Source organism: Agarivorans sp. QJM3NY_33 (genome assembly GCF_050870865.2).
GTDB lineage: Bacteria > Pseudomonadota > Gammaproteobacteria > Enterobacterales > Celerinatantimonadaceae > Agarivorans.
Genome location: NZ_CP194039.2, coordinates 1,927,742 through 1,946,275 on the forward strand (window position 1 = coordinate 1,927,742; position 18,534 = coordinate 1,946,275).

Here is an 18,534-nt window from a genome sequence, read left to right on the forward strand (position 1 = left end):
TTATGAATTCAAGAAAAATGTTGGTGACGGGTGGCGCTGGTTTTATTGGTGCTAACTTTGTGCATTATTGGTTGGTAAATCATCCTGGCGACAAAATCGTCGTATTAGATGCACTTACCTATGCAGGTAATCGCGCTAGCCTTAAACCAGTTGAAACGGATCCGAATTTTAATTTTGTACAGGGTGATATTTGCGATACGGCATTGGTTGAGTCGTTGTTGAAAGAGCATCAATTAAATACAATTGTGCATTTTGCGGCTGAATCACACGTCGATCGCTCAATTACTGGGCCGGATGCCTTTATCGAAACCAATATTATTGGCAGTTATAGTTTACTTAAAGCCGCAAAAAAGGTATGGATAGATGGGCCTAAAAGCCAAGGTTTAGAGAGCATCCCACATCGTTTTCACCATGTCAGCACTGATGAAGTATATGGCACTCTTGGGCCCAGCGATCCAGCTTTTACTGAAGAGACTCAATACGCACCAAATTCCCCTTATTCAGCCAGTAAGGCAGCTAGCGACCATTTGGTACGCGCTTATCACCATACTTACGGTTTACAGGTAACCACCTCAAACTGCTCAAATAATTATGGCCCGTATCATTTCCCTGAGAAATTAATTCCGCTCATCATCACCAATATCTTAAACAACAAACCTTTACCCGTTTATGGTGATGGACAGCAGATCCGCGACTGGCTGTATGTTGAGGATCATGCCAGAGGTATCGATTTAGTGCTGAACAAAGGGCGCGTAGGTGAAAATTATAACATTGGTGGCCATAACGAATGGGCCAACATCGATATCGTTAAGTTGGTTTGTCAATTATTAAATCAACGGTTTAGCCAAGACCCAGGCTTAGCGGTTCAATACCCGCAAGCCGCTGCCGCCATTGCAAATAAGGCCGAAAGTTTAATTACTTTTGTTGAGGACCGAGCTGGGCATGATCAGCGCTATGCTATCGACGCCAAGAAAACGCAACAAGAATTAGCTTATGTACCTCAAGTGTCTTTTGAACAAGGTATTGATCTAACCATCGATTGGTATCTCAATGCGCAAGATTGGCTAAAGACTTTGTAATCACCTTTACTGAGCTGAGAGTTCTGGATGAAATGGAACTCTTGTTTTCAATGCTTGTTAGAGACGAATTTGGTGCCTTATGGTGACAGCATTAGTGTGTGTTAGCATAAATATTATAGACCCATAATTCTGAACGCCCTCGATTAGTCTCATGAATGAAACTAATCGAGCACCCTTAACTCTGTTTCTTTTATCGCTATTGCCTATCGTTGAATTGTCCGCTTAACTCCCAATACTCTTGATTAGCCTTTGTCTTGAACGCCTATAACAAGAAAAGATTAACCGCCAGTTGTAGCTATTTGCTCTAAACTAAAAAAGTCATCGATCAGATGTAAATCAATGCCTCGATTGCTTAGAATTCGAAGTTATTAAAAGTAGCATAATGTTATAGCAGCGTTGCTAGTAGTTGCTTGCCACATAAGTTAATCTGATGTTGTTTTATATTCTATAACGATATAACGAACTAAGAGCTAAAGACTAAATGGAAAATTATAACTTAACTCATCTAAAAGCATTAGAAGCTGAGAGCATCCATATCATTCGCGAAGTCGCGGCTGAATTTGATAAGCCGGTGATGCTTTATTCTGTGGGTAAAGACTCTGCGGTAATGCTTCATTTAGCGCGCAAAGCTTTCTTCCCAGGCAAAATTCCCTTTCCTTTATTACATGTCGATACTAACTGGAAATTCAAAGAAATGATCCAGTTTAGAGACCAAATGGCCAAAAAATATGGCTTTGAGTTATTGGTTTTCAAAAATCCCGAAGGGCTAGAAATGGGGATCAACCCATTTGTGCATGGCAGCGCGGTTCATACCGATATCATGAAAACTCAGGGGCTTAAAAAAGCCTTAGATCAATATCAGTTTGATGCCGCTTTTGGTGGTGCGCGTCGTGACGAAGAAAAATCTCGGGCAAAAGAGCGGGTTTATTCTTTCCGCGATAAAAATCACCGTTGGGATCCTAAGTCACAACGCCCCGAGTTATGGAATAGCTATAACTCAAAAGTAAATAAAGGGGAGAGTATTCGAGTATTTCCTTTATCTAACTGGACAGAGTTAGATATTTGGCAATATATCTATCTCGAAAATATCGATATCGTTCCGCTTTATTTAGCGGCTAAACGTCCGGTAGTGGAACGTGACGGTACCCTGATTATGGTTGATGATGAGCGTATGCCTGTCGAAGAGGGTGATATTCAACATAAGATGGTGCGTTTTAGAACGCTAGGCTGTTACCCCTTAACTGGTGCAGTAGAGTCAGAGGCCGATACCTTGCAAGATGTGATTCAAGAGATGCTGTTAACTAAAACTTCCGAGCGTCAGGGCAGAGTGATCGATCATGACAGCGCGGGCTCAATGGAAAAGAAAAAGATGGAAGGTTATTTTTAGCACTTGGAGACCAACCAAGCGTGATAGAAAAACTACACCAAACAGTAGCTTGCGAGCATCGAACGACGAATATCAGAGTATTCCGTTAATATATAAGTATTTTTTTGAGCTGTAAGATGCCCCGTGCTGACAGCTCGAAGTGAGGGAACCATGTCACACCAGTCAGATTTAATTGCTTCAGATATTGAAGAATATTTACAACAACATGAACAAAAGCAACTACTACGCTTATTAACTTGCGGCAGTGTCGATGACGGTAAGAGTACCTTGATTGGGCGCTTGTTACATGATTCAAAAATGATTTTTGAAGATCAATTGGCCAGTATTAAAAATGACTCGAAACGATTTAATACCACCGATGGGGAGTTTGATTTAGCACTACTGGTTGATGGTTTGCAATCAGAGCGAGAGCAAGGCATTACAATTGATGTTGCTTATCGTTATTTCTCAACGGATAAACGTAAGTTTATTATTGCCGATACCCCAGGGCATGAACAATATACCCGCAATATGGCCACTGGCGCCTCGAATTGTGAATTGGCGATCGTGATGATTGACGCACGCTACGGCGTGCAGGTTCAAACGCGGCGCCATAGTTTTATCGTTTCGTCTTTAGGTATTAAACAGGTTGTTGTGGCAATTAATAAAATGGACCTGGTTGATTTTTCTGAACCGCGATATGAAGAAATTAAAGCAGAGTATCAAAAATTCGCTGAAAATCTAAAAATCGAGAACATTAAGTTTGTGCCAATTTCGGCGCTCAATGGAGACAACGTTGTCGAGCGCAGCGAGCAAAGTGCTTGGTATCATGGTGAAACTTTAATGGGGATGCTAGAAAGTGCGCCGATTAGCTCTGGTTTAAATTTCGACGATTTCCGTTTTCCCGTGCAATATGTCAACCGGCCAAATTTAGATTTTCGTGGCTTTTGCGGCACCATTAGTTCCGGTGTTGTGCGTAAGGGGGATGAAGTTACGTCATTGCCTTCGGGGAAAGTTTCCAAAGTGAAGAGCATCGTTACCTTTGATGGTGAGCTAGATGAAGCATACGCGCCGATGGCGGTAACGCTCACTTTAGAGGATGAAATTGATGCCAGCCGTGGAAATATGCTGGTTCATAGCAATAACAAGCCATGGGTTGCAAGCAGTGCCGAAGCAATGATCGTTTGGATGGCAGACGATCCTTTAATTGCCAATAAGCAATATGATTTTAAATTAGCAAGCAAAACGACCTCGGGTTCAATTGCGCAAATTGAGCACCAAATTGATGTGAATACACTGGAAGAAAAACCCGCAGTGCGCTTAGCTTTAAACGAGATCGGTGTTTGCCAAGTGCAGTTTAGTCAGCAGGTCGCATTTGACGCTTACAGTCGCGCGCATGGTACCGGTTCATTTATTATCATTGACCGAATTAGTAACGTCACCGTGGGTGCAGGGATGATCCAAGCGAAGGGCAAGTTTGACGAACAATCGACAAATAGTGAGTTTTCAGCGTTTGAGATCGAACTTAATGCGTTAGTTCGTAAGCATTTCCCACATTGGGATGCGAAAGACCTCAGCGAATTGTTAAAATAATGTCCATACAAGCAATTTTAGTGCTAGTTATATTTGTTGGCACTATTGCTGCTCTGATTCGGTATCAGCAATATCCGGCTAAAATATTTGGCGGGGTAATGTTGATACTGTTTGTATTCAATTTGGTCAGTTCTGAGCAAATATTAGCGAATATCGCAAACCAAGGACTAATGACACTAGTATTGCTGATGCTTTGTTCGATTGCCTTAGAAAAAACCCGTTTATTGCGTTTATTAGCCGCCTCGATTATCAAGCCTTCATTGCGTGCTACTTGGTTTCGCCTTTTTACTACCACGGTGCTGTCGTCGGCAGCGCTTAATAATACTGCCGTGGTGGCTACGTTGTTGGCGCCGATCCGTAATAATCCTTATCATAGCGCTAGTAAATTGCTGCTTCCTTTGTCTTATGCGGCGATATTAGGCGGAACTTTGACCCTCATCGGTACCTCTACCAATTTAATCGTGAACAGCTTATTACTTGAAAGCACCGGCCAAGAACTCGGATTTTTTGATTTTTCATTGATTGGCCTCGCGGCTGTGGTTTGTTGCGGACTTACCTTGGCATTTTTCTCTCGTTATTTACCCGATCATCAGCGTGAGGTCGATAGTTATCAAAGCTATTTTATCGATGCCAAGATCCAACAGGACTCGGGTCTCATTGGTAAAAGTGTCGAAGATAACGGCTTAAGGCACCTCGAATCATTATTTTTGGTGGAAATCGTCCGTCAAGGGAAGTTGATTAGCCCCGTTTCTCCTAGTGAAGTACTTGATCAAAATGATCGTTTAATCTTTAGCGGTGATGTTACTAAAGTCATGCAATTGAATCAGTTTTCGGGGCTACAAACTTTCGCTGATTCAAATGGTTTATTGGGAACAAATCTAACCGAAGTAGTGATTCGACCTGAGAGTATCTTAGTGGGTAAAAGCCTAAAAAAAATGGGTTTTCGCGCTCTTTTTGATGCAGCTGTCGTGGCAATCAAACGCGATGGCGAACAAGTGTCTGGCAAGCTAGGCGAGTTAGTGCTGCAAGCCGGGGATTTTTTAGTGCTGGCAGTGGGAGACGATTTTAAATCTCGGACCAATTTAACTAAGAATTTTATTGTGGTTAGCGGTGTTGAACCGGACACACGGCTCAATGGTTGGTCTGAACTAATTGCCATTGCAGGCTTTGCTATCGCCGTCGTCGCAGCTGCAGTTGGTGTGCTGAGCCTATTTAAGGCAATGGTATTGTTACTCGGCGGTTTATTATTTTTCCGATGTCTAACCCCAAGCGAGATTGTTCGGCGTTTTCCCAAAGACATATGGCTTATTGTTGCTTCTGCGCTGACTTTGTCACAAGCTTTGTATAATGTAGGTCTAGTCGCTTTACTTACCGATAGTTTTGGTCAAATTTTAAGCCCGCAGTGGGTGATGGTGACCCTAATGATTATGTATCTACTCACCTGGCTTTTTACCGAATTAGTGACCAATAATGCAGCTGCTGCGCTAATGTTTCCGGTGGCTTATGGTGTCGCAAATGCAATTGGTGCGAATCCAATGACTTTTATTATGACCGTTGCCTTTGCTGCTAGTGCGAGTTTTATCAGCCCTTACGGCTATCAAACTAACCTAATGGTGTATAACGCTGGGCGTTATAATTTAAAAGACTTTGTAAAATTGGGCTTACCGGTGGCGATTGTTTATGCTGTGGTTGTGATTAGTTTAGTGCCACTATTGTTCCCTTTGCACTAGCTGGTTAAAGAGTAAAACGCTTTAGTGGTGACACGGAATGAGTAATCTTAAAGCGTAACTCATCACTGACCGGAGAGCTTCCCCACTCGGGTTTTGTTTAATATTTTGAGGTTATTATGAATAATAAAAGTGAAAATGTAGTTTGGCATCATCACAGCGTAAGCCGAGATTTACGGAGCACTCAAAAAGGACATAAGCCATGCGTGCTTTGGTTCACCGGTTTAAGTGGCTCAGGTAAATCTACTGTTGCAAATGAGGTCGATTACTTATTGCATCAGCGAGGTGTTCATACTTATGTACTTGACGGGGATAATGTTCGCCACGGTTTAAATGGTGACTTAGGTTTCTCAGATAAGGATCGGGTAGAAAATATTCGCCGAATTGGGGAAGTTGCAAAGCTGTTTGTTGATGCCGGTATTGTTGTTTCAACTGCATTTATCTCACCATTTAAAGTGGACCGGAGTATGGTTCGCAAGCAGCTCACGGAAGGTGAGTTTTTTGAAGTGTTTATTGATACGCCGATCGAAGTCTGTGAGTCGCGAGACCCAAAAGGTCTTTATAAAAAGGCTCGTGCGGGTGAGATTAAAAACTTTACTGGAATTAGTTCTGCCTATGAGGCCCCAGAGCAAGCCGATGTGCATGTAAAAACTGAGGGTAAAACGATTGAAGAATGTGCAGCGGTGGTCATTCAGGCCTTGCTAAAAGCAGGTATTATTGCCTAGAGGCTATCGAACAATGTGAAGGCTTGTCATGCTTCGAGCCGCTGTTTCCTTCGCCCTCGGTGATTAAAAGGACTTTAATTCTAACCAGAGTTTAACGGTAAAGCTTAATCGCTACCTTCTATTCGCTTGCGAAACGGCTAACTTAAGAAGAGGTTTGTTGTGAGATACATTGATATTTTTAACGGCGATGCTGATGGTATTTTGGCGTTGTTGCAATTGCGTTTAGCCGATCCCCAGCAAAGTTTGTTGGTCACCGGAGTGAAGCGGGATAATCAGTTAGCGCTTAAGCCGCAATATCGACAAGGAGATATTGTCACGGTTCTTGACCTGTCTTTAGAAAAAAATATTAATGGGGTGAATCGAGCTCTCGCCGCTGGTGCGACTGTTCATTATATCGATCACCATCGCTCTGGAAATATTCCACGCCATGATTCGTTAACCACGAATATCGATACGAGTGTCGATGTGTGTACTGCGTTATTGATTGATCAGCAACTGAAAGGTCGATTCCATCTGTGGGCGATTACCGCAGCTTATGGTGATAATCTGGTTAATGTAGCGGAGGGCTTGGCACTGGCTCAAGGTTTAAGTGTTCCGCAGAGAATCCAGTTAAAAGAGTTAGGAGTGTTAATTAATTATAATAGTTACGGGCATGCTATTGCTGATTTGCATATTGCACCTGCCGATCTGTATCAAGCCTTGCTAGCTTACCATTCTCCCTTTGATGCAATTGCCGATTCTGACTCTCCATATCATCGTTTAAAGATCGCCTATGCTGAAGATATGCAACAAGCCCAACTCGCCGAGGTTTATTATCAGAGCGATATTTTAAAAGTTGTTCAGTTGCCTGATCAAGCATGGGCGCGACGGGTGAGTGGGGTATTAGGAAATGATTTGGCAAATGGCGATCCTGAGCGGGCGCATATCGTACTGAGTCAAATCTGTGACGGTAATTTTATGGTGAGTCTCAGGGCGCCGCAAAATAATAAGCAGGGGGCAAGTCACATATGTAGCCAGTTTAAGACGGGTGGTGGGAGAGAAGGTGCGGCGGGGATTAATTGCTTAGCCCCCAACAGCATAGAAGCATTACTCGCCATCACTGAACAGTTTTATACGGAGCGAAATTGTTAAATAACTAACCGTATTATTGGTTTTTATTAACAGCTTATTTATAAATAATTTTGAGCAATAAATTTATTTAATCAATTTGTAAATAAAAAACGTTCGTTTTCAAACTCCCTGTCTACTATAACCATTTGATTTTTATTGTTTATTTTATCTTCTTAATTAGTATTACAGTTTTTGTTGATTTTTACTGGGACTCTTCGCTACTTTTTCCCTCGATTTACTGTGATATACTTGCGACGATTTTAACTTGGGTTTAGGGAACGTTCTCGGTGATGTGTTTAAAAAAAATGCTTTGTTTAGTTGTTGTTAGTGTTAGCTTTTTTTTCAGCGCAGTGGCAAATGCGAGCTATTACGGTGGTGCGATATTAAGTTATTCTTCAGCGGAATATACTTCAGCAGCAGAGGCGCAGACGGCCGACGGTAATCCGTTTATTTTACAAGCTCAACTGGGACGATTTTTTAATGATTATATCGGCTTGGAAGGTCGCTATGGTTTATCGACAGGGCGTTCTGACGGCATATCAATTGATAGTCTAGCTTCTTTATTAGTAAGAGCGAATCTACCAGTGTCAGAGCAAACGGCTATGTACGCATTGTTAGGTGCTTCCTCCGCGAAACTAAATCAACAAAATGTTGGCAGCAGTACCGAAAGCGGTACTAGTTTTGGTTTAGGCGTACATTACGCATTTGACTCGTCGCGCGCGATGACGATTGAATACCTCAGTAGTTTGAATAAAGATAAAACTAAGGTTTCGGGACTAAGCTTAGTCTTTCAGTACCGTTTCTAAATTTTAGATATGAATATGCTACAAGCCACTTGGTATCTACTTTATTGTAAAGCAGGCCAAGAGGCTCGCGCGCAATTCCACCTCGCTAATCAAGCTTGCGTTTCGTATTGTCCTTACATCTCGGTAAAGCGCATTATTCAAGGAAAACCTAAGCTAAAACAAGAAGCTTTGTTTCCTAGCTATTTGTTTGTGCAACTGAATGCCGAAAGTAATTTTAACGCGGTGCGTTCAACTCGAGGTGTGATTGATTTTGTGAAGATAGGATCAAGCTATCAAACAGTTTCTGATGACTTAATTGCGCAGATAGGAAAGCGTGTGAGCGAAGATTGCCAGCCCTCACGAGAAACCGCATTCCAGTGTGGGGAAAAAGTAAAGGTTCAAGATGGAGCTTTTCAATCACTTGAAGCTATTTACCAGAGAGCTGATGGTTTAGAACGATCGGTACTGCTGGTTCGTTTATTAAATCGGCAAACGACTATGCTGGTTAACAATAATGAGATTTGTCGCGCCGGTTAAATTCGCGTTGTTAAAATGTAAGTTTGTGTGGATGGCAAATTGGGGGCCGAAACTTAAGGGCGGTAGCGTGTTTAATTCGAGTCCTCATTGGGAGGCTAATATTTTAATTAATGCATTTGGTTGCTCAAAATACAGCCATATGAATAGCTTTGTAAGTTTACGTAAGCAGTACAGTTGAAGTAATATGTGCCTAGTTAATATTAACGTTTTAATTTGATTGAAACTCCGCAACCTAGTTTGATAAAGAGAACATAACGGAATGAAATTTGGACTAAGAAGTCTTATCGCGATCTGCTTGCTAGCTTGTTCACAGAATGTCTTCGCTGTAAATGTTAGCCCAGAACAAATGCAAATGCTTAAGACACTTCCTGCAGAGCAACAAGCGGCACTAGCGAAACAATATGGGGTGGATGTTTCTCAACTTAATTCTTCAAATGGGATTGAGGATGAGGCTTTGGCTGCGCCAAAGCTTTCAGAAAAGCGGAATAGTGAAGAAGCAGCGGAACAAAACATAGCGAAAAAGAATAGTGCAGGCCAAGTTGAAGAGTTACAGCGCTTTGGTTTAGATGTATTTGCTACACAACCCGCAACGTTTGCGCCACTCAGTAATGTTCCGGTCACTGACAATTATCGCCTCGGGCCGGGAGACACTTTAGTTGTTCAGCTCTTTGGTAAAGAAAATAACAAATTTGAATTTAGGGTTAATCGTTATGGCTCAATTAGCTTTCCCGAATTGGGCCCTGTTAATATCGCGGGCTTAACTTTCTCTGAGGCGAAAGACTTACTAAGTCAAACTATTTCTGAGAAGAAGATTGGGGTTCGCAGCAGTATTACCATGGGTGAACTGCGCAGCATCGAAGTTTTTGTACTCGGTGAGGCCTATCAGCCGGGGAAATACTTAGTGAGCTCTCTGTCCACGATGACGCATGCGCTATACGCGAGTGGTGGGGTAAACGGTAAAGGTAGTTTAAGAGATATTCGTTTACTGCGAGACGGAAAGTTAGTCAATCGTTTGGATGTTTATGACTTGCTGATTAATGGAGATACCTCCGATGACTTGCAGCTTCGCTCTGGTGATGTGATCTTTATCGCCCCTTTGGGCCCTACTGCGAGTATTGATGGCGAAGTGGTTCGGCCTGCAATTTATGAGCTAAATGACCATGAAACGGTTAAAGATCTGGTGTCGATGGCGGGAGGATATACAACCAAAGCCTATAAAAACTCAGTGAGTTTTGAGCGGATCACCAATGATGGATTAATTGATTTAAATACTCTCGATTTAAACAATCAAACAGATTTGGCCAAACGGCTGAAGAATGGCGATTTTTTGAAGGTAGAGGCCATTGTAAAACACACCAAAAATTACATCGCGGTGAAAGGTAATGTGGTTCGTGAAGGGCGCTATCAGTGGCGAGCTGGCATCAAAGTCTCTGACTTATTCCCGAGTATACATCGCAGTTTGTATCAAAGTAGTGACCTTAACTATGCCTTGGTGGTAAGACGTAATCCAGATCAAACCATCAAGGTGCTACAAATCAATTTAGGTCAGGCAATTACTAATAAACAGTCGCAAGATAATATTCAACTTAACGCCGAAGATGAAATATTGGTCTTCACTAAGCATGATTTGGCTAAGTTTGACGAGGCTTTCGCCGTCGTGACCAAGGACAAGGATGTTTTGTCAGTCGATGCTGCAGAAATGAATGCAAAAGTTGAAGAGACTGAACAGCAACAGAACAAAACCGTTGGTGATATTCAAGGGGACGAAGAGTATAACTTTGAGCGCGCATCTGAGTTAACGCGTATCCCAGTAGAGCAAATTAAAAAGGCATTTGCCTCAACCCGAGAAAAATTACTTGCGCCAGTGTTGACCTTGCTGCAAAGCCAGTCCTCTTTGGGTGACGACGCTCATCTAGTTGAAATTTTTGGTGAAGTTAAATTTCCTGGGGTTTATCCGATCACGGATAAAAATACGATTCGGGACTTAATTACTGCTGCTGGTGGCTTGAATAATGGTGCCTATGCTGAGCATAGTGAGCTTTCTCGTACCGTGGTTCGTGATGGTCAAGCTCAAGTAAATGTATTGCGTTTAAATCTGAATGATGCCTTACAAAATAATCCCGAAGATAATTTGGTGTTGAAGTCGCGCGACCGACTTAACGTACTGGCGATCCCCAATTTACGTAAACAACGAACAGTGAACATACAGGGGGAAGTGCGTTTTCCTGGAACATACGTGATTAAACGTGGTGAGACTTTGGGGGCGGTGATTAAGCGAGCGGGTGGTTTGACCGATTACGCACATGAAGATGGTGCAGTATTTACTCGCGAAGCGCTACGTTTACGTGAGCAGAAACAGATTGATGCCTATGCTGAGACAATTCGTCAAGAGGTGGCTAAAAAGAGTTTAAGGCAAAGGAGCCCCAGTAGTTTTTCTGCATCGGCCCCCCCTTCCGAACAGTTAGCGCTGATTGAGGAGATGAGTACCACTAAAGCCTTGGGGCGAATGGTGGTTGATTTACCGGCTATTTTAAATAACGATGCTTCGAAAGATTTTATGTTGGAAGATCAAGATTTACTTTATGTGCCGCAATATCGTAATACAGTCACGATTATGGGCGAAGTGCAGATCTCGACATCTTATTTGTTGGATGAGAAATATACATATAAAGATTATATTAATTTCGCTGGCGGGACCAAGAAACAAGCCGATGAAGATCGCGTGTTTGTGGTAAAAGCGAACGGAGCAGTATATAAGCCGGAGTCAGGCTTCTGGTTTAAAAATAACTCTCAAGACCTACAGCCAGGAGATACCATTGTGGTGCCGATTGATACCGATTACCGCGATGCTTTAAGTATGTGGACTGCGGTCACTCAAATTATGTATCAAATTGGTGTAGCGGTTAACGTCCTTAAGTAACTGGACCTTATTTCGGCCTTGGGCTTGCGCTAAGGCTATTTGTTTTATGAAAAATTATCGGTATTTGATTCAACTATGAAAAGCAGTGCGCCACAACAACATCAGCAGCGGTTTCCAGATTATCCGCCTCAATTTCAGTTACCAGAAGATGATGAGATCGATTTACGGGAGTTATTTGCTGTTATTTGGCGTGGCAAATGGCTCATTTTAGTCTGCACCATGCTTTTTGCGGTGGCAGCAGTCATTTTTGCAATTAATCAACCCAATATTTATCGTGCGAACGCCTTGTTGGCGGCGACCAATCAAGAAAATAATAAGCTTAATAGTATGGCTTCGCAGTTTGGTGGTTTGGCTTCTTTAGCAGGGATAAATCTTGGTAGTGCAGGTGGCACTGACCAAACAACACTGGCTATTGAAGTGTTGAAATCCAGGCAGTTCTTTAGCGAATTTGTTAATAAATATCATATAAAACCACAGTTGATGGCAGCATTATCGTGGGATCCTATTAGTGGACAGCTGGATTTGGATCCTGAACTGTATGATGCAGACTCAAAGACCTGGGTGCGCGAGGTAAAGCTTCCGCAACAGCCCGAACCATCGATGCAAGAAAGTCATGAGTTTTTTTTGAAAGAGGTGTTGAGCGTTTCGACAGACAAAGAAACGGGACTAGTTACCCTTGCAGCTGAGCATATTTCGCCAGTTGTTGCCCAGCAGTGGGTGAGTTGGTTAATTGAAGATATTAACCAAGTGGTGAAACAACGTGCTCGTCAAGAAACCATGGCAAATATTAATTATTTAAAAGAGCAGCTGGAAAAAACTTCGGTTGCCCAGATGCAGAGTGTATTTTATCAACTGATTGAAGAACAAACGAAAACCTTAATGTTGGCCGAGGCCAATGAGGACTTTGTGTTTAAAGTGATAGACCCACCAGTGGTTGCAGAAAAAAAAGTAAAACCTAAGCGGGCGTTGATTTGTGTTTTGGGCACTCTGTTGGGCGGAATGCTTGGGTTCGTGGTAGTTTTGATTCGCTTTGCTTTTAAACAGCAGGACACCTCTATACAAGCTCATTAGGTAGAATTAGCATTGTTGTAAGAACCTTATGATTTAGTCGAAGTTAATAAGACTTAATTTAATAAGGTGTGCTTCAAGCGGTATGGCCGCCAAGGCCTTAAGCAATTCTATTTGAATCATCACCGTAAATTTAGAATAGACGGTCAGGAATAAGGGAAAGAGCAGTATTTTATGAAAATTTTCGTTACTGGCGGCGCGGGCTTTATCGGTTCAGCGGTTATTCGTCATATTATTAAAAATACCACTGACAGCGTTGTTAATTTGGACAAACTTACTTACGCAGGGAATTTGGAGTCCTTGAGTGAAGTAGAAAATGACCAGCGTTACGTATTCGAGCAAGTGGATATTTGTAACCGTACCGAACTGGATCGAGTATTTACAGAACAACAACCCGATATGGTGATGCACTTGGCTGCAGAATCGCATGTCGATCGTTCTATTGATGGGCCAGCAACATTTATTGAAACCAATATTGTTGGAACGTATACCTTACTTGAAACCGCTCGCTGTTACTGGAACAAGCTTGATAGCGAACGGAAAGACACGTTCCGTTTTCATCATATATCCACAGATGAAGTATATGGTGACCTAGAAGGTACAGACGATTTGTTTACTGAAGATACGTCCTACGAGCCTTCAAGTCCATATTCAGCCTCCAAAGCCTCAAGTGACCATTTAGTGCGCGCATGGTTACGTACCTACGGTTTACCAACCATAGTGACTAACTGCTCTAACAATTACGGCCCATATCACTTTCCGGAAAAGCTGATCCCACTTGTAATTCTTAATGCTCTGGAAGGTAAAGATCTTCCAATCTATGGCAAAGGCGATCAGGTCCGCGATTGGCTATTTGTAGAAGATCACGCACGCGCGCTCTACAAAGTAGTGACAGAGGGTAAGGTTGGAGAAACTTACAACATCGGTGGCCATAATGAAAAAGCCAACATCGATGTGGTTAAAACCATCTGCTCAATTCTGGAAGAGCTTACACCAATTAAACATTCAAAACTCAATATTCAAAACTACGAAAGTTTAATTACTTTCGTCAAAGACCGCCCCGGCCACGATGTGCGCTATGCCATTGATGCCAGCAAAATAGCCCAAGAGCTGGGCTGGAAGCCAGAAGAGACATTTGAATCAGGCATTCGCAAAACGGTTGAATGGTATTTAAGTAATCAAGAATGGTGGTCTCGTGTACAGGACGGTTCTTATGCCGGAGAACGCTTAGGAACAGGTGCATAAATGAAAGGGATTGTTTTAGCGGGAGGCTCAGGCTCGCGGCTTTATCCATTAACGTGCGGTGTGTCTAAACAGCTTTTGCCTGTTTATGACAAGCCGATGATATTTTATCCAGTTGCAACTCTGATGTTGGCGGGTATTCGTGATATTTTGATTATCACTACACCAGAAGATAATCAAGGTTTCAAGCGCTTGCTGGGCGACGGTTCTGATTTTGGTATTAATATCGAATATGCGATTCAACCTAGTCCTGATGGTTTAGCACAAGCATTTATCATTGGGGAAGAGTTTATTGGCGATGACAGCGTGTGCTTAGTGTTGGGCGACAATATTTTTTATGGGCAGTCCTTTGGTAAGCAGCTAAATAGTGCGGCAAAATTGGCCGCTCGAGGTATTGCGACTGTTTTTGGTTATCAGGTTAAAGACCCTGAGCGCTTCGGGGTGGTTGAGTTTGACGATAATATGCAAGCAATCTCAATAGAAGAGAAGCCTGCACATCCTAAATCCAATTACGCTGTGACCGGTTTGTATTTCTATGATAACCGCGTGGTTGAAATGGCAAAGATTATCAAGCCATCCTCACGAGGGGAGTTAGAGATTACCACTCTAAATGAAATGTATCTAAATGATAAATCCTTGCGCGTAGAGTTGCTTGGGCGTGGTTTTGCTTGGTTAGACACAGGTACTCATGAAAGCCTTCATGAGGCTTCTTCATTTGTGCAAACCATCGAGAATGTACAGGGCTTGAAAGTTGCCTGCTTAGAAGAAGTGGCATGGCGTAATGGTTGGCTTTCTAGTAAAAATGTACTTGCTCGTGCAGAGACTATGATGAAAAACGAATATGGACAGTATTTGTATCGTTTGGTCAAAGAAAAGCTAAACAAGGAAGGGTAATGCGAGTTTTAATTACTGGTGGGCGAGGTCAAGTTGGATGTTGCCTAACAGAGCAACTATCAACCAATAAAAATCATGTAGTTTTATCAGTTGATAAAGATGAGCTTGATATAACAAACCAAGACGCAGTCAACACAATTGTTAAAGAGTTTTTACCAGCGATCATTATTAACGCTGCTGCACATACTGCAGTAGATAAAGCGGAAGAAGAGGTTGAACTTTCTTACGCAATTAATCGCGATGGTCCGAAGTTTTTAGCTGAAGCCGCCCAGGAGCTAGGGGCGGCCATTTTACATATATCTACGGATTATGTTTTTGAAGGTAATAAAAGCGATGAGTACTTCGAAACAGATATAACTAATCCTCAAGGTGTTTACGGAGCCAGTAAGCTTGCTGGCGAAGAAGCAGCTGCCTTAGCCTGCGAAAAACACATTATTCTTCGCACTGCATGGGTGTTTGGTGAACATGGCAATAATTTTGTCAAAACCATGCTGCGCTTAGGAGCTACTCATGATGAGTTAAGCATAGTAGGTGATCAATTTGGTGGCCCTACTTATGCTGGGGACATTGCAAAAGTGCTGATTGAAATTGCCAACTGTATATCAAAGGATGAAATAGTTGAGTACGGTGTGTATCACTATTCGGGTTTACCTCATGCCAGCTGGTACCAATTCGCTGATGTTATTTTTGACTCAGCGGTTACGCAAGGCGTACTAACAAAGAAGCCTTGCTTGACGAATATAACAACATCACAATACCCAACACCCGCAAAACGACCTAGCAACTCGCGAATGAGCACTCAAAAAATCTCAGATGCATTTACCTTAGAAGCGAGTGACTGGAAAGCCGCATTAACTAATATTAAAGCATTCACGGAATAACATATGAAAGTTATTAATACCAAAATTCCAGATGTAAAAATTATTGAACCAAAAGTATTTGGTGATGAACGTGGTTTCTTTATGGAAACTTGGAACCAAAAGCAGTTCGAAGAATTAGTGACTGGTAAGCCAACGAAATTTGTACAAGATAATCATTCAAAATCCAAAAAGGGAATTTTGCGTGGGCTTCACTACCAAACGGAAAATACGCAAGGTAAGTTAGTCCGTGTGGTGTCTGGAGAAGTTTTTGATGTAGCTGTTGATATTCGCAAAGGTTCTCCTACTCTTGGGCAATGGGTGGGTGAGTATCTTTCCTCTGAAAACAAACGCCAACTTTGGATTCCTGAAGGGTTTGCTCATGGATTTTATGTTACTAGCGATGAAGCAGAGTTTGTATATAAATGTACTGATTACTATAATCCAAGGGTTGAAAGAGTCATTTTATGGTGCGATGAAACGTTAGCAATAGATTGGCCAGTTTTTAGTGAGCCGTTATTATCCAATAAAGATATGATGGGTATTAAATTTAACTGTGATGTTAATTTATAAGTAGATTAAATGAGCCTAATTAATTTAATTAAGTTTGATATTCTTGGTGATTCACGTGGTAGTTTAATATCACTAGAACAGTATAATAATATACCTTTTGATATAAAAAGAATTTATTATATTTTTGATACTCAGTCTAATATCTCAAGAGGCTTTCATGCTCATTATAATTTAGAGCAAGTTGCTATCTGTCTGAAAGGTAATGTCACGTTTTTAATTGATGATGGAAAAGATAAAGAGAAAGTGACTTTATCATCACCAGATATTGGTTTGCATATAAAAGGGCTTAAATGGCGAGAGATGCATGATTTTTCAGAAGACTGTGTGCTAATCGTTGTTGCGAGTGAGTTATATGATGAAGCTGATTATATTCGAGATTACACTAATTTTTTAGAGTTGGTAAGTAATAATGCTTAAAGGAAAGACTATACAACTTCGCCTTGTTCAAGAAGAAGATGCTGAGTTTATTAATGAACTCCGAGGTGATGAAAAATATAATACATATCTGTCGAAGTCTGACATAAGTGTAGAAAGTCAAAAGATATGGATAAGGGCTTATAAAAAGCAAGAGCAACTACAGAAACAGTTTTATTTTATTATTGAACGATATGATGGAACAAAGTGTGGAACAGTTCGACTTTATGATTTTAAGACTAATTCTTTCTGTTGGGGTAGTTGGATTCTAAATCATGAAAAAACACGTTATGCAGCTTTAGAAAGTGCGCTTCTTGTTTATGAATTTGGCTTTGAAAATTTGGGGTTCGAAAAATGTCATTTTGATGTTCGAAAAAATAATCATGCAGTAAACAAGTTCCATGAAAAATTTGGGGCGCGATGTATCGGCGAGACTGATTCAGATTATTTATATGAAATATATCCAGAAGATATTAAATCAATGGAAATTAGGTATGGAAAGATATTGGGCAAACAATGAGAGTTAATTTTTTAGATTTGAAGCGTATTAATGCTCAGTACCAAGATGATTTGAAACAAGCATGCAGTCGTGTCATTGATTCTGGATGGTACATTATGGGTAATGAACTTAGCCAATTTGAGTCCGAATTTGCAGAGTATTGTGGGACAAAACATGCTGTAGGTGTGGCCAATGGCTTAGATGCGCTAATTTTAGTTCTTCGTGCTTGGAAGGAAATGGGTAAACTTGTAGATGGTGATGAAGTTATCGTTCCTGCTAACACATACATTGCGAGCATTCTGGCCATTACTGAAAATAGATTAACGCCAGTATTGGTTGAGCCAGATCCAAATACTTATAACCTGACCAAAGAAGGTATAGAAGAGGTAATCACTTCCAGAACCAAAGCAATATTGCCTGTGCACCTTTATGGCCTAATATCGCCAATGCCTGAAATTATGCAAATAGCAAAAGATCACAGTTTGTTGGTATTGGAAGATTGTGCCCAATCTCACGGTGCAATGATTGATGGAAAGAAATCAGGTGATTGGGGGGATGCTGCAGGCTTTAGCTTTTACCCTGGGAAAAACCTTGGTGCATTAGGTGACGCAGGCGCAATTACGACTAATGATGATGGGCTCGCACAGACACTGAAAGCACTGCGTAATTATGGTTCACATAAAAAGTATGAAAATTTATACCAAGGCATAAATAGCCGCCTAGACGAAATTCAAGCGGCTATGTTGAGAGTGAAACTTAAGTACTTGGATGTAGAAACTTCTCGTCGACAGGCAATTTCTAAACGTTATAGAGATGAGATTAATAACTCATTAGTTGTATTGCCAAAAGTTGAAAGCGAAGCAGCACACGTTTGGCATTTGTTTGTAGTGCGTTGCGAGCTGCGAGAGTCACTACAAAATTGGCTTTCTCACTATGGTGTACAAACGCTGATTCACTATCCTATACCACCACATAAACAAGCTGCTTACAATGAATTGAACCATCAATCAAAGCCGATTACTGAAATGATCCACCAACAGGTAATATCACTTCCACTAGATCCATCCATGAGCGATGAGGCCGTTACGAAAGTTATTCAACTAGTTAATAAGTTCAAGGTGTGAAGCGATTACTCAAAGTCACAG

The 18,534-nt window shown here is 41.5% G+C and carries 17 protein-coding genes; all 17 read left to right on the plus strand.

Annotated features, from left to right (window positions below):
- Positions 1 to 2: 2 nt before the first annotated feature.
- The 17 genes from rfbB (ACRRSY_RS08755) to ACRRSY_RS08835 all read left to right on the plus strand — a co-directional run bounded on the left by rfbB (ACRRSY_RS08755) (position 3) and on the right by ACRRSY_RS08835 (position 18,513).
- Positions 3 to 1,079, plus strand: a complete 1,077-nt coding sequence (gene rfbB / locus ACRRSY_RS08755; RefSeq protein ID WP_432462958.1) for a dTDP-glucose 4,6-dehydratase — start codon at positions 3 to 5, stop codon at positions 1,077 to 1,079.
- Positions 1,080 to 1,560: 481 nt separating this feature from the next.
- Positions 1,561 to 2,466, plus strand: coding sequence for a sulfate adenylyltransferase subunit CysD (gene cysD / locus ACRRSY_RS08760; protein WP_432453582.1), 906 nt, complete (start codon positions 1,561 to 1,563; stop codon positions 2,464 to 2,466).
- Between the two features lie 150 nt (positions 2,467 to 2,616).
- Positions 2,617 to 4,038, plus strand: coding sequence for a sulfate adenylyltransferase subunit CysN (cysN, locus tag ACRRSY_RS08765; RefSeq protein ID WP_432462959.1), 1,422 nt, complete (start codon positions 2,617 to 2,619; stop codon positions 4,036 to 4,038).
- A complete protein-coding gene (locus tag ACRRSY_RS08770) occupies positions 4,038 to 5,768 on the plus strand; it encodes an SLC13 family permease (protein WP_432462960.1) in 1,731 nt (576 codons plus the stop codon). The genes cysN and ACRRSY_RS08770 overlap by 1 nt, the downstream gene beginning before the upstream one ends.
- Positions 5,769 to 5,884: 116 nt before the next feature.
- Entirely contained in the window at positions 5,885 to 6,490 is a 606-nt protein-coding gene (gene cysC / locus ACRRSY_RS08775; protein ID WP_432462961.1) for an adenylyl-sulfate kinase, read from the plus strand.
- A gap of 159 nt (positions 6,491 to 6,649) precedes the next feature.
- Entirely contained in the window at positions 6,650 to 7,621 is a 972-nt protein-coding gene (locus ACRRSY_RS08780) for a DHH family phosphoesterase (protein WP_432462962.1), read from the plus strand.
- A gap of 269 nt (positions 7,622 to 7,890) precedes the next feature.
- The gene (locus ACRRSY_RS08785; protein WP_432464713.1) at positions 7,891 to 8,406 is read left to right on the plus strand and encodes an outer membrane beta-barrel protein; all 516 of its coding nucleotides are present in this window, start codon (positions 7,891 to 7,893) and stop codon (positions 8,404 to 8,406) included.
- Positions 8,407 to 8,421: 15 nt separating this feature from the next.
- Positions 8,422 to 8,922 (plus strand): transcription/translation regulatory transformer protein RfaH, encoded by a 501-nt coding sequence (gene rfaH, locus ACRRSY_RS08790; protein ID WP_432462963.1) that lies wholly within the window; start codon positions 8,422 to 8,424, stop codon positions 8,920 to 8,922.
- Between the two features lie 259 nt (positions 8,923 to 9,181).
- Entirely contained in the window at positions 9,182 to 11,842 is a 2,661-nt protein-coding gene (locus tag ACRRSY_RS08795) for an SLBB domain-containing protein (protein ID WP_432462964.1), read from the plus strand.
- Between the two features lie 75 nt (positions 11,843 to 11,917).
- Positions 11,918 to 12,913, plus strand: a complete 996-nt coding sequence (locus ACRRSY_RS08800; RefSeq protein ID WP_432462965.1) for a Wzz/FepE/Etk N-terminal domain-containing protein — start codon at positions 11,918 to 11,920, stop codon at positions 12,911 to 12,913.
- A gap of 171 nt (positions 12,914 to 13,084) precedes the next feature.
- Positions 13,085 to 14,155 carry a dTDP-glucose 4,6-dehydratase gene (gene rfbB, locus ACRRSY_RS08805; RefSeq protein ID WP_432462966.1) on the plus strand — a complete coding sequence of 357 codons (1,071 nt, stop codon included), beginning with the start codon at positions 13,085 to 13,087 and terminating at the stop codon, positions 14,153 to 14,155.
- Complete coding sequence (gene rfbA / locus ACRRSY_RS08810) at positions 14,156 to 15,046, plus strand: glucose-1-phosphate thymidylyltransferase RfbA (protein WP_432462967.1); 891 nt, start codon at positions 14,156 to 14,158, stop codon at positions 15,044 to 15,046.
- Positions 15,046 to 15,927, plus strand: a complete 882-nt coding sequence (gene rfbD, locus ACRRSY_RS08815; protein ID WP_432462968.1) for a dTDP-4-dehydrorhamnose reductase — start codon at positions 15,046 to 15,048, stop codon at positions 15,925 to 15,927. Before rfbA ends, rfbD begins: the two co-directional genes overlap by 1 nt.
- A 3-nt stretch (positions 15,928 to 15,930) precedes the next feature.
- Complete coding sequence (rfbC, locus tag ACRRSY_RS08820) at positions 15,931 to 16,476, plus strand: dTDP-4-dehydrorhamnose 3,5-epimerase (protein WP_432462969.1); 546 nt, start codon at positions 15,931 to 15,933, stop codon at positions 16,474 to 16,476.
- A 9-nt stretch (positions 16,477 to 16,485) separates the two neighbouring features.
- The gene (locus ACRRSY_RS08825) at positions 16,486 to 16,893 is read left to right on the plus strand and encodes a sugar 3,4-ketoisomerase (protein WP_432462970.1); all 408 of its coding nucleotides are present in this window, start codon (positions 16,486 to 16,488) and stop codon (positions 16,891 to 16,893) included.
- Complete coding sequence (locus tag ACRRSY_RS08830) at positions 16,886 to 17,410, plus strand: GNAT family N-acetyltransferase (protein WP_432462971.1); 525 nt, start codon at positions 16,886 to 16,888, stop codon at positions 17,408 to 17,410. The genes ACRRSY_RS08825 and ACRRSY_RS08830 overlap by 8 nt, the downstream gene beginning before the upstream one ends.
- Positions 17,407 to 18,513 (plus strand): DegT/DnrJ/EryC1/StrS family aminotransferase, encoded by a 1,107-nt coding sequence (locus ACRRSY_RS08835; protein WP_432462972.1) that lies wholly within the window; start codon positions 17,407 to 17,409, stop codon positions 18,511 to 18,513. The genes ACRRSY_RS08830 and ACRRSY_RS08835 overlap by 4 nt, the downstream gene beginning before the upstream one ends.
- Positions 18,514 to 18,534 lie beyond the last annotated feature (21 nt).

Excerpts from the sequence above, each read along its gene's own strand:
- cysC (WP_432462961.1), top strand. The coding sequence starts at position 5,885 with ATGAATAATAAAAGTGAAAATGTAGTTTGGCATCATCACAGCGTAAGC.
- rfaH (WP_432462963.1), top strand. The coding sequence starts at position 8,422 with ATGCTACAAGCCACTTGGTATCTACTTTATTGTAAAGCAGGCCAAGAG.
- ACRRSY_RS08770 (WP_432462960.1), top strand. The coding sequence starts at position 4,038 with ATGTCCATACAAGCAATTTTAGTGCTAGTTATATTTGTTGGCACTATT.
- cysN (WP_432462959.1), top strand. The coding sequence starts at position 2,617 with ATGTCACACCAGTCAGATTTAATTGCTTCAGATATTGAAGAATATTTA.
- rfbD (WP_432462968.1), top strand. The coding sequence starts at position 15,046 with ATGCGAGTTTTAATTACTGGTGGGCGAGGTCAAGTTGGATGTTGCCTA.
- ACRRSY_RS08800 (WP_432462965.1), top strand. The coding sequence starts at position 11,918 with ATGAAAAGCAGTGCGCCACAACAACATCAGCAGCGGTTTCCAGATTAT.
- rfbB (WP_432462966.1), top strand. The coding sequence starts at position 13,085 with ATGAAAATTTTCGTTACTGGCGGCGCGGGCTTTATCGGTTCAGCGGTT.
- ACRRSY_RS08795 (WP_432462964.1), top strand. The coding sequence starts at position 9,182 with ATGAAATTTGGACTAAGAAGTCTTATCGCGATCTGCTTGCTAGCTTGT.
- ACRRSY_RS08825 (WP_432462970.1), top strand. The coding sequence starts at position 16,486 with ATGAGCCTAATTAATTTAATTAAGTTTGATATTCTTGGTGATTCACGT.
- rfbA (WP_432462967.1), top strand. The coding sequence starts at position 14,156 with ATGAAAGGGATTGTTTTAGCGGGAGGCTCAGGCTCGCGGCTTTATCCA.
- ACRRSY_RS08830 (WP_432462971.1), top strand. The coding sequence starts at position 16,886 with ATGCTTAAAGGAAAGACTATACAACTTCGCCTTGTTCAAGAAGAAGAT.
- ACRRSY_RS08835 (WP_432462972.1), top strand. The coding sequence starts at position 17,407 with ATGAGAGTTAATTTTTTAGATTTGAAGCGTATTAATGCTCAGTACCAA.
- rfbB (WP_432462958.1), top strand. The coding sequence starts at position 3 with ATGAATTCAAGAAAAATGTTGGTGACGGGTGGCGCTGGTTTTATTGGT.
- rfbC (WP_432462969.1), top strand. The coding sequence starts at position 15,931 with ATGAAAGTTATTAATACCAAAATTCCAGATGTAAAAATTATTGAACCA.
- cysD (WP_432453582.1), top strand. The coding sequence starts at position 1,561 with ATGGAAAATTATAACTTAACTCATCTAAAAGCATTAGAAGCTGAGAGC.
- ACRRSY_RS08785 (WP_432464713.1), top strand. The coding sequence starts at position 7,891 with ATGTGTTTAAAAAAAATGCTTTGTTTAGTTGTTGTTAGTGTTAGCTTT.